The following is a 14,623-nucleotide window of genomic DNA, read 5'->3' as shown; positions in this document are numbered from 1 at the left end:
CCGAGGGACGGACAGGGAACGGGCTTCGGTGGGAGGATGGAGCCGACGATTCGTCTGAGGGGGCGTCACATGAATCGGACCACGCGGTGGCTGCTGCTGGCCGCCGGTTCGCTGGTGGTGTTCGGGCTGTGCGTGTGGCTGGGGGACGCGCTGCTCCCGTGGGACCGGCCGGAGCGGGTCGGCGCCGGAGCGGGAGCCGGGGCGGTGCTGGTCGCGGTACTGGTGGCCTGGGGGTCGTCCGTGATCAACCCCGCGTCCCCGCCGCCGTCCCCGCCCCCGCCGCCGTCGGGGGCGACCCGGATCACGGCGTCGGGCGAGCGGTCGGTGGCCACGGGGGACAACACGGGGATCATCGTGACCGGGGACAACGGCACCATCCAGCGGTGAGCGCACAGCAGACGCCCTCCTCCGCCTCCGGCGGCCGGGCCGCCGCCGCGGGCAGCAACCCGGGGGTGATCGCGACCGGCAACGACGCCCGGATCGACCAGCGCACCCTCGTACTGCCACCGGGCGCCGTGGGCCCGGCGGTCGACGGCGAGGCCGTCGTCAGGCTGAACAACCTGCCCGCCTACGACAGCGCCGTGTTCGAGGGCCGCCAGGAGGAACTGCGGGCCCTGGCCGCCGTGCCGTCGGCCGGGACGGGCGTGGTGGCGCAGAGCGTGCGCGGCCTGGGCGGAGTCGGCAAGTCCACGCTGGTGCTCCACCACGCGCGGGCGTTCCTCACCGCCGGGAGCGGCCCGGTGTGGTGGATCGACGCGGAGACCGAAGCGGGCGTCGTGGCCGGGCTGGCGGGACTGGCCACCGCCCTGCACCCGGTGCACGCGGCCCTGCCGCTGGAGGAGGCGGCGGAATGGGCGCTGGTGTGGCTGCAGGGCCGCTCGGGCTGGCTGGTGGTCCTGGACAACGCCGAGGACCCGGCCGACCTGTCCCCCTACCTCGGCCGGCTGACCACCGGCCAGGTCGTGATCACCACCCGACGCGACCTGCCCTGGCGCGACCTCGTCGCCCCCCTGTGCCTGGACACCCTCACCCCGGACGCCGCCGTGGCCGTCCTGGAGGGCGTCACCGGCCGCAGCCGGACCGACGACACCGCGCTCGGCGAGCTGGCCGGCGAACTGGGCTGCCTGCCCCTGGCACTGCAGCAGGCGGGCGCCTACCTGGCGCAGACCCGCACCCCGGCCCGGGACTACCTGGCCGAACTCCGCCGGGACCCGGCCGGCATCCTCGCCACCACGCCCCCCGGTGACGCCCACCAGCGCACCGTGGCCCAGGTGTGGAGCGTCACCCTCAGGGCCGTGGAGGAGGCCGACCCGTACGCGGTGCACCTGCTGCGCATCCTGGCCCACACGGCCCCGGACCCCCTGCCCCGCGACGTCCTGGACACCGCCCTGCCCACGCGCCGGGCGGTCGACCACGCCCTGGGCACACTCGCCGCCTACAGCATGATCACCCTGACGGACCGGACCGTCACCACCCACCGCCTCGTCCAAAGCGTCATCCGCACCACCGCACCCCCGCCCCCCGCGGCACCCACCCGCCTCCGTCGCCTCGCCCGCCGGCTGCGCGGACGCACCCCGGCCGCCCCGCCCTCCCCGCACACCACCGCCCTGATCCTCCTGCTGGACGCCATACCGCCGGGCAGCCCCGAGGAGGTGGACGGCTGGCCCGTCTGGCAGAGCCTCCTGCCGCACCTCCAGGCAGTGATCGCCCACCACCCCGACGACAGCAGGGACCTCCGGCTGGCCGCGATCCTGGGAGAGACGGCGTTCTACCTCCGCAGCCGCGGCCAGGCGCCCGAGGCGCTGCCGCTGGAGAGGCGGGCCCTGGCGATCACCGAGGCGGCGCTGGGCCCGGACCACCTCGTCACCGCCCTGCGGCTGGGCAACCTGGGGACGACGTACTTCGACCTGGGACGGCACGACGAGGCGCTGCCGCTGGCGGAGCGGGCGCTGGCCATCGCCGAGGCGGCGCTGGGCCCGGACCACCCCGACACCGCCCTGCGGCTGGGCAACCTGGCCAGGACGCTCTCCGAGCGGGGGCGGCACGGCGAGGCGCTGCCGCTGGAGGAACGGGCGCTGGCCATCGCCGAGAGGGAGCTCGGGCCGGACCACCCCACCACCTCGTTGCGGCTGGGCAACCTCGCCGCCACCCTCTCCGAGCTGGGACGGCACGGCGAGGCGCTCCCGCTGGAGGAGCGGGCCCTGGCGATCACCGAGGCGGCCCTGGGACCGGACCACCCCACCACCGGACTGTGCCTGGGCAACCTGGCCAGGACCTTTTCCGAACTGGGGCGGCACGGCGAGGCGCTGCCGCTGGAGGAGCGGGCGCTGGCGATCATCGAGGCGGCCCTGGGACCGGACCACCCCGACACCGCCCTGCGGCTGGGCAACCTCGCCGCCACCCTCTCCGAGCTGGGACGGCACGACGAGGCACTGCCCCTGAAGGAGCGGGCCCTGGCGATCACCGAGGCGGCCTTGGGCCCCCACCACCCCGACACCGCCCTGCGCTTGGGCAACCTCGCCGCCAGCCTCTCCGAGCTGGGACGGCACGGCGAGTCGCTGCCGCTGGAGGAACGGGCGCTGACCATCACCGAGAGGGCGCTGGGCCCCGATCACCCCACCACCGCGTTGCGACTGGGCAACCTGGCCAGGACCTTCTCCGAGCTGGACCGGCGCGGCGAGGCGCTGCCGCTGGAGGAGCGGGCCCTGGCGATCACCGAGGCGGCGCTGGGACCCCACCACCCCACCACCGGGCTGCGGCTGGGCAACCTCGTCGTGACGCTCTCCGAGCTGGGCCGGCACACGGAAGCACTACCACTGGCGGAACGGGCGCTGGCGATCACCGAGGCGGCCCTGGGACCGGACCACCCCGACACCGCGCGACGGCTGAGCGACCTCGCCGAGATCCGGCGCCGACTGGAGCGGGACGACACCGACCCGACGTGACGACCGGCCCGACGTGACGGCGGCGCCGCGAGCCCACCCGACCGGCGAACCGCCACGGACCGTCGCCGGCCCCCGAACCCGAGGCCCGCGCCCGACCGGAGCCGCTTCCGCTCCGCCTCCACCCCGGGTCTCCCGGAGGGAGCGGCGACTGCCGCCGTGGCGCTCGGCCGAAGCCCCGGACGGCACACCGGACCTGGCCACCGGCCCGTAACGCCTGATCAGATCACCGGCGGCCCCGCTTCGACACGGCGCAGCACCGGGAGGAAGCGGTCCACGTCAGGGCCGGTCTGGACGTGCCGTTCGTCCCACCAGGTGGCACCGGCCTCGTACAGGGGACCGATCACGTCCCTGGCCCTCGCCGCGTCCGGGGACGTGGCACCGCCGAGCACCAACTCGAAGGGGCGCTCGGCCCTGACCGTACGGTGCTTGCGCACATAGGCGACCAGTTCGCGCACCTCCGTCACGTCCGGCACGTGTCCGTGCCGGGCCGTCTCGAAGAGAGGCACCGCGCCGTCCCACCGCGCTGCCCGCCGCATGGGCGCACGACGCGGCCAGAACCCGCCGATCCACACCGGCGGACCGGGCCGCTGCACGGTCGCGGGCAGCAGCGTCACGTCCCGGACCTCGTAGTGCCGACCGCGGTGGTCCACCGGCTCACCGGACCAGAAGCGCCTCAACAGCTCCAGCCCCTCGTCCAGGCGCTCGGCGAGGACACGTGGTTCGGCGGCGTCACCGAAGCTGCGGTACTCGTCCTCGACCGGACCGCCCAGCCCGGCGGCGAAGACCACCCGGCCGCCGCTGAGATGGTCCAGGGTGGCCACGTGGCGGGCGAGTTGCTGCGGACGGTAACGAGGGACCGGCGTCAGCAAGGTGCCCAGCCGGATCCGGGAAGTGGCCAGCGCGGCCGCGGTCAGGAGCATCCAGGGATCTCCGAAGGGACGCCCTTGGTGCCGTCGGTGCAGTACGTGGTCCCAGGCGAAGAGCCCGTCCCAGCCCGCCTGTTCGGCGGCGGCCGCAACAGCCGCGACATTACGAGGGTCGGCGAAGTCACCGAAGTTCGGGATGTTCACAGAGAAGCGCACACCAGCAGGATGCGCAGCCGGCCACGAAGCGACAACCGGATCCGGACGCGACCGGCTGACCGGCCACCAGTCCTCCGCGCCCCTTGCGGACCGGTGGGAGAACTCGCGGCCGCAGCATGCGGGATGCGAACCCGTGGCACCCGCTTCAAGGGAGCGGCTGGGTGATCCCAGGCCTGAGCTGCGGCTTCACCGGCCGAGGAAAGAGGTGGGTACTCGACCGCGGGGCACCGGCGTTGACCGTGGCTGACCCCTGCGTCTGGCACGGTTGTGGCACGAACCTCAGCCGACGACAGTCAGCCACGACGGCGGGCGCGCCGACCGACGAGGCGCGCGTGTGCCTCGCTGCACCCTCCACCGGCCTCAGCCGCGCTGCTGGCTTGCGCCGTCGACCAGAGCAACCCGCGACGGCCGGCACCGTCACGACGGAGTGTGAGCCATCAGCTTGGGAATCACCGCCACCCGTTTCGGCCACCTGGTTTCTGTCCTGCCAAAACGTCCTCCGCGGCGGCACTGGTGGACGGCCGGGCGACACCCCCGTTCACCGCTGTTCACCGCTCTGAAGGGCACGACCGGGGCACGGTGCCGGAACATCGAGCAGGTGCCTGCGGGGAGGGGGAAGTCGGAACCAGCGCGGGTGCGCCTCCGGATCGCCGTCCCGGACTCGATCGGAAAGTCGGCTTCGAGGACTCCTCCCGCTGCTCGATCAGTCCCCGCACCCGCTACGCCTTCCGCGCGGACGTCCAGCCCTGGCGACGGAGGTTTTCGAAGCCGTCCAGGAGGAGGTCCAGGGTGAATTCGAACTCGAACTGGTCGTCGCAGCCGCCACCCACCGTGGAGCCCCCGTCGTGCGCGGCCGTCGCGGCCAGTTCCGCGATGTGCGGGTAGCGCGCCGCCAGGCCGGGGTCCGGTGGGCCGGAGGGGCCCGAGGCGTCGAACAGTTCCTGGCTGAAGCCGAGGAGGCGGCTGCCCATCGCGTGCATGACGTGATGCGTGAGGTCGGCGGAGAGGCCGCCGTCCCGGAAGCTCCCGGCCATCGAGTCCAGGTACGCGAGCACGGCCGGGGTGGGGCCGGTCCGCGACTCGATGACCCGGGCCGCCCAGGGGTGGCGCAGCAGGACCCGCCGGGCCGAGAGGATCCGCCCGCGGACCACGCGCTGCCAGTCGGGGCCCGAGGCCGGCGGGTCGATCTCGCCGACGACGGCGTCGACCATGCCGTCGAGCAACTCCTCCTTGTTGGCCACGTGCTTGTAGAGGGCCATCGGTACGACGCCCAGCTCCTGCGCGAGCCTGCGCATGCTGAGCGCGTCGATGCCGGTGGCGTCGGCGAGCGCGACGGCGGCGCGCAGGACGCGGTCCCTGTTCAGGGGGATTCGTTGCGTGCGCGTGGCTTCCTGCGGGGTCATTTCCGTTCGGCCCCTTCCCTCCTCGACAGCCTTCTCCTTGACGAGTGTACGCCGTACACCTATGGTCGCTGTCAGGTGTACGACGTACACCACCATTGAGCGAGGGGGCTGGAGAAGATGAGTCCGGACCGGAGAACCGCGGTGACCGCCGGGTCGCTGTTCCTGTTGACCGAGGCCGCCGCGATAGCCGGGGCGATCCTGTACCGCCCCTTGTTGGGCGCCGCGGACGGCCGGCTCGCGCAGGGTGCCGACACGCAGGCACTGCTCGGGGCGCTCTGCGAGATGGTGCTGGTGGTGGCGGTGGCCGGTACCGGGGCGGCACTGTTCCCCGTCCTGCGGCGCCACGGCGAGGGGCTCGCGCTCGGGTACGCCTTCGGGCGGCTGCTGGAGGCGGCCGTCATCGCCCTCGGGATCGTCGCCGTCCTGGCGCTCGTCACCCTGCGGCGGGACACGGGGACGGCGGACGGCGCCGATGCCGCTCTGGTGGCCGTGCACGACTGGACGTTCCTGCTCGGGCCCAACATCGCCCTCGGCCTGAACACTGTCCTGCTCGCGTACCTGGCGTACCGCGCACGGCTCGTACCGCGCTTCATCGCCGCGCTCGGCCTGGTCGGCGGGCCACTGATCTGCGCCTCGGCCGTCGCCGTGGTGTTCGGGGCCTACGCGCAGCTCTCCGTGGCGGGGGCAGCCGCCGCGCTCCCGGTGTTCGCCTGGGAGCTGGGACTGGCCGGGTGGCTGATCGTCAGGGGATTCGGGCCCGGCTCAGGCGCCGCGTCCCGGGCAGACGGGGAAGTGGCTGATCCGGCGGGTGTCCGTCGGTGAGGCCGGCCCGAGCCTGACGACCGTGCCGTCGTTGTCGCGGCCCATCGCCGTGAAGGACTGGGAGATCCGGACAACGAACAAGGCCCGGGTCGATGACCTGGGCCTTCTGCGTGGAGCGGGTGACGGGGATCGAACCCGCGCTCTGAGCTTGGGAATCACCGTGCGATCACCTACGCGTCATGCCCCTGACCTGCGCGGATACCCTCACAGTTCGCGCTGTGGTGGAGCTCGAAGTGACCGCTGCTGACCGCTCCTCCCCGCTCGTTCTGGCACGCATCCGGCATGGATGGCCTCCGCCCCGAGCTTCCGACTGAAGGGTCATCGGGGGCGGTGGGCTGATCGAAGGGCTGTTGACCTCCAATGATCAGTTGGGGTCAGGAAGGTTGTCGTACTTCGCTGTTGTGCCGCTTCGACAGCGCTGGTCGGTGTTCGGCCAGTACGATGCGCGGGCTGGGCAGTGTCCACGCGATGGGGGGAGGGGCTATGAGGATCAAGGATCCGGAGTACCCGGCAGCGATCGAAGCGGCTGTGGAGATCCTGCGGAAGCGGGCCGGCCAAGGACTGACCATCACGTACGGGGAACTGAGTGCCGAGTTGGCAGCCCAGGGCTTCGACTCCATCCCGCCTCACCGCGGAGTCATGACCTATCTGCTCAAGGACGTCTGTCTCCACCGCAACGAGGACGGACGAGCACCGATGCTCTCGGCGATCGTGGTGAACAAGACCAGCCGGGAGCCGTCCGATCAGTTCTCCACCCTTGCCCGAAGCCTGCCCTTCTCACGGTCGGCTGACTGGAACTGGTGGGACGAGCAGCAGCCCGTGTTCGCTGAGTACCGCGAGGAGTGACGTCGGCCCTCGATACTAGCTTTAGAAGTTCGATCGAGGGCGCTGTGCAACCCGCACGCCGGGACGTCCGGCCGCCGCGCTGGGTCGCTCGTGGATGCGGCTGTGCGCCCTCGTTGATGTCAGCCGTGGATGTCAGGACCGGAAGAGCTGGGGGTTCGGGCATGGCTCCAGCGGGTCCTCGGGACGGTCCGCCCACTTCCACCAGACGTGGCGAGAGGGGCAGCGCCACAGCACGCGGCAGGTTCGCGCGCCATCATCTTCCCGGCCGGAGAGGACGAGGCCGCCGGCCCTCATCGTCTGGGCGCACTCGGGGCATGTGGGCGGAGCTGCTGACATGGGGCGCAACCTACCTTGGCCCGAAGCGGCGACGCGCCCCAGGCGCCCCTCTTGAGCCGTCACACGGCTCTACCAGCCCGTTGTCAGTGCCGAGGCCTATGCTGCTGAGAGTGTCACAGAAGGGTTTGCGTTGGCGCAGACCTGGTGTCGTGGCGCCAGTTCAAGTCCGGTCTGCGTCTCCTGCATGAAAGGGGCTTCATGGACAGAAGTAGGGTTGGTGAGTTGCATTACATTACGTCGATCACGAATTTGACATCTATAGTCGAGCGAGGGCTGCTCAGCCATATCAGGGCAGCATCACTGCCGCACAAGTCGGTAGCCATGGAGTCGGTGCAGGATCGGCGGAGGGGTAAGCGCGTCCCGAACGGGGGGCTCCTCCACTCGTATGCGAATCTATACTTTGATGCGCGGAATCCCATGATGTACAGGCTGTTCAATCAGGAGGCTCGGCGAGACCTGATCGTCATCCGAATTTCAAACGCGGTCCTCGATCTGCCCGATGCAGTTTTGACTGACGGTAATGCGGCTGCTGGAACCACTCGTTTCTTCGATTCTCCGACCGGTTTGAAATATCTGGACGAATCCCGTATCTATGCTGAGTCTTGGAACTATGCCGACCCGTTTGAGAAGGCGGAACGAAAGCGTCAAAGGTGCGCTGAAATGCTAATTCCTGAGTTCGTGTCGCCTGATCACATCGTGGGTTGCTATACTCTGAATCAGGAACATTTGGCGACTTGCGTCGACGCGGACCCGCATTGGAAGGTGGAGGTGAACAGGAATGTCTACTTCCGCTAGTAACGTGCGGATTGTCCAAGGGGACCTGTTGAAGTCCCCAATGTACGGACTGATTAATACCGTAAACACTGTTGGTGTCATGGGAAAGGGTATCGCTCTCGCATTCAAGAAGCGTTACCCGGCGATGTACGAAGACTATGTTCAGCGATGCCGTTCTGGTTTGGTTAGATTGGGTGAGCCTTACCCCTTCGACGCGGGCGACCATGTAGTCATCAACTTTCCGACCAAGGGGCATTGGCGCAGTGTAAGTCGCCTGAGCGATATCGTGGCGGGCCTTGAATATTTGCATGCCAATTATCGGAAGTGGGGGATCAGGAGCCTTGCTGTTCCGCCCCTAGGATGCGGTAATGGGCAGCTCGAATGGTCTGTAGTCGGCCCCACCCTAGTGCAACACCTTGAGCGGTTCGACATTCCTGTAGAGCTTTATGCGCCCTTCGACGTGAATCTCGATGGCCATGAACAGCTAGATCTCTGGGGTTCGGGACAGGTTGCCGGGTCGGCCCAGTTTGTTGAGCCATGGCAAATTGCATTGGTCGATATTCTGGATCGGCTAGAAAGGCAGCCTTATCGCTGGCCGGTTGGGCGAGTAATGTTCCAGAAGATTGCGTATTTTGCTACAGCTGCGGGCGTGCCTACAGGTCTCGAGTATGAGCGCGCGAGCTATGGTCCGTTCTCTAGTCAAGTGAAACCCACCGTTGCCCGACTGCAAAACAACGGCTTGATTCTAGAGCAACAGCGCGGAAATATGTTCGAAGTTCGAGTTGGCCACACCTTCAAGGATGCGCGCGAAGAGTATCGAGAGCATATCGAGAAGTGGGATCATGCAATCGAGCAGACAATGGACCTCGTGGCTCGCTTTGACTCAACACAGGCCGAAATTGCAGCTACAGTTCACTATACCTGCAAGTTTTTGAGCCTTAAGTATGGGACTCGGCCGACTGCCTCCCAAATCCTTCGTGCTGTGGAAGCGTGGAAGGTCAGACGACGCCCGCCGCTTAGAAGCGAAGACATTCTGCGATCGATTGTCCATCTAGCGACGCTGGGATGGATCGACGTAGAGGCGGACGCGAGCATTGAAGAGGCCTTGTCTGAGCTTTCGGCTCTCTAGTTCTTGTTTTGATGAGTGCGTCATTGCCGTCAGGTCGGTGGAGCGGGTTTGGCCGGTGTCCTGCCTGGTTTGGGGCCGAGCATGATTAGGGGGCCGTACGCTGGTTGGCAATTCGGGCAGGCTTTGGACCTGCCCGTAATGAGCACGAGTGGCCCCCCGGTCTTGCTCGGCGCGGGACCCGGACCGGGGAGGTGGCTAAAGCCGCGGAGCCGACCGCCCCAGCCACAGCGGGTTTCTCCCACCATCAACCCGAGCTGCTAGGCGTGCGGCCGGCGGCCGGGCCGGAGCGGGGCGGAGACAGGAGCGTCGGCCCGGACGACGGGCCGCGCCCGCCGTGCTGTGCGCGGCGGGCGCCTTGAACCCGTAGAGAAAGTTTGAATCACGCTCGGGTCCCCTTGGTGATCGCTAGGGCTCGTGCAGCCGGACCTTGCCGTCCCGTGGTGTAGAACCCTGGGTATGGGGAGTGAGCGGCGGGAGGGGATGAAGGCGCTGGGGATGCGTCTTCGGGGACTGCGCACTGAAGGTGGTCTGGCAGGTGCCGTGGTGGCGCAACGGGCCGGGGTGGGACAGCCGACTGTGTCCAAGGTGGAGACAGGGCGGATGGTTCCGAGTGCCATGGACGTGTACACGCACGTCGTGCAGGACACGCAGCGCGAGGCCATGAGCCACATGGACCGGCTGCTCAGGAAGAGGCGTCCCGGTCGTCAGTGACCGACGCCGTTGATGTCAAATACGGATGTCAAAGGCCCCGGACCGTGATCGGTCCGGGGCCTTTGCGCTGGTGCCCCCGGCAGGATTCGAACCTGCGACACCCGCTTTAGGAGAGCGGTGCTCTATCCCCTGAGCTACGGAGGCGGGGTGGTCCCAGACAGGGTAGCGGATCGGAGCCGGGTGGTGGCGGTGAGGTGGGGGGTGGGGGCGGAGCGGTGGTCGCCGCGTCGGGGGTGCCGTGGTGGAGGGCCTCCGGCAGTCGGGTGGTGGCGCCCTGCATGGGCGTCGGGGCCGGTGGGCGGCGCCCAGGTCGGCGGGCCCTGCCGGTCCGGCGGGCTTCCGTCGGTACGGCGAGGTCCTGGCGGATGCCGGCCGCCGGGCGCCGGCCCGCCGTGAGCGCCAGCCCCGGGTGCCCGATGTGCGCACCGGCCGTCGGGGGTCGGGTGGGGGTTCGGTACCGTCCCCGGGTGTCGTACGTGGAGAGTTCGTCGCGGGTCGAGGCCCTGCTGACCGCGCCCGGGGCGCCGTTCGCCGTGGTGCGGGGGGAGGGCGGCCGGCTGGAGTACGTGTCCGGGCCGCGCACGCTGCGGGAGTTCGTGGAGGCCACCTGGGCCTTCGGGGACGCGCCGTTCCTCGTGGGCGAGGACGGGGCCGGGTACACGTACCGCGAGTTCCTCGGCGCCGCCTGCGGGTTGGCGCGGCGCCTCGCCGACGGGTACGGGCTGCGCCCCGGCGACCGGGTCGTGATCGCGGGGCGGAACCATCCCGAGTGGCAGGTCGCGTTCTGGGCGGCGCAGTTCGCCGGGCTGGTCGCGGTGCCGCTGAACGCCTGGTGGACGGCGGGCGAGTGCGCGTACGCCCTCGACGACTGCGCACCGAAGGCGCTCCTCGTCGACGACGAGCGGGCCGTGCTGCTGCGGGGCTGGGCCGAGCGGAACGGCGTGCCGTGCCTCGGCTTCCGCGACGCCGCCCGGGACACCTCCGCCGTCGCGCCGCCGGCCGTGGACGTGCTGCCCGACGACGACGCGACCATCCTCTACACCTCCGGCACCACCGGCCGTCCCAAGGGCGCCGTCGCCACCCACCGCGCGCAGGTCGCCGCCGCGATCAACCCGCGCTACCAGGCCGCGGCGGCCGCGCTGGAACGGGGTGCCGTGCCGGGTGCGGGGCGGCCGCCGGTCTCGCTGACGACCTTCCCCTTCTTCCACGCCGCCGCGTTCACCTCCCTGTACGCCGTGATGGCCGCCGGCGGCACGCTCGTGCTGATGCGCCGGTGGGATGCCGAGCGGGCCCTCGACCTCGTCGACCGGTACCGCGTCACCCACTACGCGGGCGTCCCCACCACCGCCCTCCAGCTCCTCGACGCGGCCGGCGGGAAGCGGCTGGAGAGCCTCACCCACCTCAACACCGGCGGCGCCCCCGCGCCCCCCGCGCTGGTCCGCCGCCTCACCGAGGCGTACGGCGACCGGGTCGAGCCGCGCAACGGCTACGGGCTGACCGAGACCTGCGGCGGCGTCCTCGCCCACTACGGCGAGGCGTACCGGCGCCGGCCCGACCGCGTCGGCCGCCCCACCCCGGTCACCGAGGTCCGCGTCGCCGGGCCCGACGGGCGGCCGGTGCCGGACGGGGAGACCGGCGAGCTGCTGCTGCGCGGCCAGAGCCTGGTCCGCGGCTACTGGCGCGACCCGGAGGCGACGGCGGCGGCGTTCACCGCGGACGGGTGGTTCCGGACGGGCGACCTGGCCGTGGTGCGCGAGGACGGGCGGGTCAGTGTCGTCGACCGGATCAAGGACGTCGTCGTCCGCGGTGGCGAGAACGTCCACTGCGTCGAGGTCGAGGCCGCCCTGCACGGGCACCCCGCCGTCGCCGAGGCGGCGGTGCTGGGCGTGCCCCACCCCGTCCTGGGCGAGGAGGTCGCCGCGGTGGTACGGCTCCGGGAGGCGCCGCACGCGGTCACGGCCGAGGAACTGCGGGCGCACGTCGCGCGGGACCTCGCCGCGTACAAGGTGCCCGCGCACGTCGTCGTCCGGGACGGGCCGCTGCCCCGCAACGCGGGCGGCAAGGTCCTGAAGGACGAGCTGAGGCGGGCCTTCGCGGATGGGGGACGGGCGGGGTGAGGGGTGAGGTGTCGGACGGGGGATGACCCGGGGGTGCGGCGGTGTCCTCCGGTGGCGGGGGCGGTGACGGGCCTGGTGGCGGGGCCGGTGACGCCCTCCGGTGGCAGGGCCCCGCCCCGTACGGCAGCCCGCCTCCGGTGGGAGGGCCCGTCCCGTGCGGCCGCCCCCCCGGTGGCAGCGAAGATCCCCCGTCTCAGCCGCGAGTCACCCGCACGCGGTACGCGCCGTTCCGTTCCCGTGACAGGACCGTCACCCTCACCCCGGCCGCCTCGTCGTGGAACGTCTCGCCGGGGCCGTACGGCGCGTCGGACAGTTCGGCGTGGACGTTCGGGCGGCGGGTGCAGCCGCCGCTGTCGCGGTCGCCGTCCTCGACGGTCACGGGGCCCTGGCCGGTGTCCACGTCGGCCCGCACCCGGTAGACCAGCACGCCCGGCTCGCACACCGCCTCGTCGTTGCCCTCCCGGGAGCGGACCTCCAGCGCGTACCCGGCCGTCTCGCCCAGCGGGACGACCGCCAGCTTCACGCCGCGGCCCGCCCGGGCCAGGGGCGTCAGCGTGTACTCGCGGGTGCCGCGCCTGGACGCGCAGCGCACCTGGTCGCCGTCGAGCCAGCCCAGCTTCCACTTGTGCCAGCCCAGCAGATCGTTGTTGGCGCCCCAGTCCTCGGACATGATGTCCCAGTGGCCGACCGCCGCCCCGCCCTCGGCGGTGTACAGGTCGGGCAGGCCGAAGACGTGGCCGTTCTCGTGCGGCAGCACCCGGTAGCCGGTCTCGTGGAAGGAGCCGGAGCCGTCGTCCTGGCGGCTGTACACGAACGACGTGTTGGACAGCGTCACCCCGTCCGCGCCCGGCGCCTCGCCGTTCCCGGAGAACGTGACGGACAGGACCGTGTCCAGCGCCGAGGGGCCCGCGTTCGGTGTGACCAGGACGTTGACCAGGTCGTACGTGCTGAAGTCGACGCGCTCGTCGGCCGCCTCGACGATGTGCTCGACCAGTTTGCGGTACCCCGGCTCGTACGGCGCGCCGCGGTCGATGCCGTACGCGGGGAACGGCAGCGGCATCCGCAGCCAGTCCGGGACGGGCGCGTACGGGACGTACCGCAGCCGCCCGTAGGAGCTGACGCGGAACCAGTCGGCGGTCTGCGGGAAGAACTCCGCGAACCGGCGCATCGCCGGCTCCTCGCCGGGCGCGTCCGGGAAGTCGATCATCAGGTTGAGGGCGCGGACCACGCCGGTGGAGCGGGCGTAGCCGGGCGGGGTGGGGATGCCCTCGGACATCTGCACGCCGGGCTCCGCCCGGATGCGGCACGCGGCGAGGCTCCCGGGGTCGGCGGCCTCCGCGAGCGCCCGCGCGCCCGGGTCGGCGGCCCCCGCCCCCGCGGTGGCGGGGGCGGGCCCGTGGAGGGTGGCGCTCGCCGTGGCGAGGGCGGCCACGGCGAGCGCCGTGACGGTTCCGATCGCGGCCGTCCTGCGTATTCGCCGTCTCCGGCTGGTCGGCTGCTGCATGCCCACAGCCTGTTCCGGGTGGTGCGGGGGCGCTCGCCGGGTGGCCCGATCGTGGGAATCCGCAGGTGAAGTGACGCAGGTCACAAGAGGGGGCGAAATAAGTGGGGACGGTCTCCCCGTTTGCAAGGGTGCCGCCGGTAAGCGGGGAGGATCTCCCCGGTTGACGGCGGCCCTGTCCGAACCCGAGCCGAGGAGTGCAGCCGTGACCGCCACGACCATCGCGGGTACCGCCGTTCCGGCGGCGGGCGCGGCGTCCGGCACGCCCGAGGCGGCCGCCGGGTGCGGCGGCTTCGAGGCGGGGCGCGCCCCCCGGCTCCGGGCGGACGCGCTGCGCAACCGGGAGCGGATCGTCGCGGCCGCCCGGGAGATGTTCGTCGAGTCCGGGGCGCAGGTCGCGCTGGACGAGATCGCCCGCCGCGCCGGCGTCGGCAACGCCACCCTGTACCGGCACTTCCCGGACCGCGAGGCCCTGGTCCACGAGGTCGTCGTCTGCGTGATGGCGCGCATCACGCGGAGCGCCGAGCGGGCCGCCGCCGAGGAGGCCGACCCGTTCGGCGCGCTGCGGCGCTTCACCCACGAGGCGGCCGACGAGCGGATCGGCGCCCTGTGCCCGATGCTCTCCGGCACCTTCGACCACGACGAGCCCGGCATCGCCGCCGCGCGCGACCGGCTGGAGGGCGCGGTGCAGGGGCTGTTCGAGCGTGCCCAGGCGGCGGGGCGGATGCGCCCCGACGTCGCCGTGGGCGACCTGCTGGTCGCCCTGTCCCAGCTGACCCGGCCGCTGCCGGGCACCGCGTGCCCGGTCAACGACCAGTTCGTCCACCGCCACCTCCAGCTGCTGCTCGACGGCCTGGAGGCCCCCGCCCGCTCCGAGCTGCCCGGCGCCCCGGCGACCCTGGAGGCCCTCCGGCAGCACGGCCGCCCCTGACCGCGGCCGGCCGCCGCCCCGACGGC

Annotated in this window: 11 protein-coding genes, 1 tRNA gene and 1 pseudogene; 9 read left to right on the top strand and 4 right to left on the bottom strand. The window is 71.3% G+C overall.

The window, feature by feature from the left end; all coding sequences use genetic code 11:
• Positions 1–69 precede the first annotated feature (69 nt).
• Together IE106_RS11390 and fxsT are read left to right on the top strand one after the other, a co-directional pair.
• On the top strand, positions 70–387 hold the full coding sequence (locus IE106_RS11390) for a hypothetical protein (protein ID WP_189532633.1): 318 nt from the start codon (positions 70–72) through the stop codon (positions 385–387).
• Positions 384–2,945, top strand: a complete 2,562-nt coding sequence (fxsT, locus tag IE106_RS11385; protein ID WP_189532631.1) for an FxSxx-COOH system tetratricopeptide repeat protein — start codon at positions 384–386, stop codon at positions 2,943–2,945. The genes IE106_RS11390 and fxsT overlap by 4 nt, the downstream gene beginning before the upstream one ends.
• Positions 2,946–3,163: 218 nt before the next feature.
• Here the strand turns inward: fxsT and IE106_RS11380 are convergent, their stop codons facing one another.
• Positions 3,164–4,027, bottom strand: a complete 864-nt coding sequence (locus IE106_RS11380; RefSeq protein ID WP_189532629.1) for an LLM class flavin-dependent oxidoreductase — start codon at positions 4,025–4,027, stop codon at positions 3,164–3,166.
• Positions 4,028–4,746: 719 nt separating this feature from the next.
• Entirely contained in the window at positions 4,747–5,430 is a 684-nt protein-coding gene (locus tag IE106_RS11375) for a TetR/AcrR family transcriptional regulator (protein WP_189532628.1), read from the bottom strand.
• 117 nt (positions 5,431–5,547) lie between these two features.
• Between IE106_RS11375 and IE106_RS11370 the strand changes: the two genes are divergently transcribed.
• The 5 genes and pseudogenes from IE106_RS11370 to IE106_RS30675 all read left to right on the top strand — a co-directional run.
• On the top strand, positions 5,548–6,252 hold the full coding sequence (locus tag IE106_RS11370) for a DUF4386 domain-containing protein (RefSeq protein WP_189532626.1): 705 nt from the start codon (positions 5,548–5,550) through the stop codon (positions 6,250–6,252).
• Positions 6,253–6,735: 483 nt separating this feature from the next.
• Entirely contained in the window at positions 6,736–7,098 is a 363-nt protein-coding gene (locus IE106_RS11365; protein WP_189532623.1) for a hypothetical protein, read from the top strand.
• Between the two features lie 534 nt (positions 7,099–7,632).
• Positions 7,633–8,229, top strand: a complete 597-nt coding sequence (locus tag IE106_RS11360) for a DUF4433 domain-containing protein (protein WP_189532621.1) — start codon at positions 7,633–7,635, stop codon at positions 8,227–8,229.
• On the top strand, positions 8,213–9,337 hold the full coding sequence (gene darG, locus IE106_RS11355) for a type II toxin-antitoxin system antitoxin DNA ADP-ribosyl glycohydrolase DarG (protein WP_189532619.1): 1,125 nt from the start codon (positions 8,213–8,215) through the stop codon (positions 9,335–9,337). Before IE106_RS11360 ends, darG begins: the two co-directional genes overlap by 17 nt.
• 456 nt (positions 9,338–9,793) lie before the next feature.
• Positions 9,794–9,949: pseudogene (locus IE106_RS30675) on the top strand (helix-turn-helix domain-containing protein); the annotation flags it as partial.
• A 167-nt stretch (positions 9,950–10,116) separates the two neighbouring features.
• On the opposite strand, the gene IE106_RS11345 reads toward IE106_RS30675, so the two are convergent.
• Positions 10,117–10,192, bottom strand: a tRNA-Arg gene (locus IE106_RS11345).
• A gap of 272 nt (positions 10,193–10,464) precedes the next feature.
• Between IE106_RS11345 and IE106_RS11340 the strand changes: the two genes are divergently transcribed.
• Positions 10,465–12,165 (top strand): class I adenylate-forming enzyme family protein, encoded by a 1,701-nt coding sequence (locus IE106_RS11340; RefSeq protein WP_189532617.1) that lies wholly within the window; start codon positions 10,465–10,467, stop codon positions 12,163–12,165.
• Positions 12,166–12,358: 193 nt separating this feature from the next.
• Here IE106_RS11340 and IE106_RS11335 read toward each other — a convergent pair whose 3' ends face one another.
• The gene (locus IE106_RS11335; protein WP_189532615.1) at positions 12,359–13,669 is read right to left on the bottom strand and encodes a M6 family metalloprotease domain-containing protein; all 1,311 of its coding nucleotides are present in this window, start codon (positions 13,667–13,669) and stop codon (positions 12,359–12,361) included.
• Between the two features lie 328 nt (positions 13,670–13,997).
• Between IE106_RS11335 and IE106_RS11330 the strand changes: the two genes are divergently transcribed.
• On the top strand, positions 13,998–14,597 hold the full coding sequence (locus IE106_RS11330) for a TetR/AcrR family transcriptional regulator (protein ID WP_229840333.1): 600 nt from the start codon (positions 13,998–14,000) through the stop codon (positions 14,595–14,597).
• Positions 14,598–14,623: the final 26 nt, after the last annotated feature.

It is taken from the genome of Streptomyces roseolilacinus (assembly GCF_014649335.1).
In the GTDB taxonomy this organism is placed as follows: Bacteria; Actinomycetota; Actinomycetes; order Streptomycetales; family Streptomycetaceae; genus Streptomyces; species Streptomyces roseolilacinus.
Note: the sequence above shows the minus strand (reverse complement) of the source record. Positions and strands in the feature narration are given on the sequence as shown.

Coding starts and splice junctions, on each gene's coding strand:
- IE106_RS11335 (WP_189532615.1), bottom strand. CDS start 13,669: ATGCAGCAGCCGACCAGCCGGAGACGGCGAATACGCAGGACGGCCGCG.
- IE106_RS11360 (WP_189532621.1), top strand. CDS start 7,633: ATGGACAGAAGTAGGGTTGGTGAGTTGCATTACATTACGTCGATCACG.
- IE106_RS11340 (WP_189532617.1), top strand. CDS start 10,465: ATGTGCGCACCGGCCGTCGGGGGTCGGGTGGGGGTTCGGTACCGTCCC.
- darG (WP_189532619.1), top strand. CDS start 8,213: ATGTCTACTTCCGCTAGTAACGTGCGGATTGTCCAAGGGGACCTGTTG.
- IE106_RS11370 (WP_189532626.1), top strand. CDS start 5,548: ATGAGTCCGGACCGGAGAACCGCGGTGACCGCCGGGTCGCTGTTCCTG.
- IE106_RS11365 (WP_189532623.1), top strand. CDS start 6,736: ATGAGGATCAAGGATCCGGAGTACCCGGCAGCGATCGAAGCGGCTGTG.
- IE106_RS11390 (WP_189532633.1), top strand. CDS start 70: ATGAATCGGACCACGCGGTGGCTGCTGCTGGCCGCCGGTTCGCTGGTG.
- IE106_RS11375 (WP_189532628.1), bottom strand. CDS start 5,430: ATGACCCCGCAGGAAGCCACGCGCACGCAACGAATCCCCCTGAACAGG.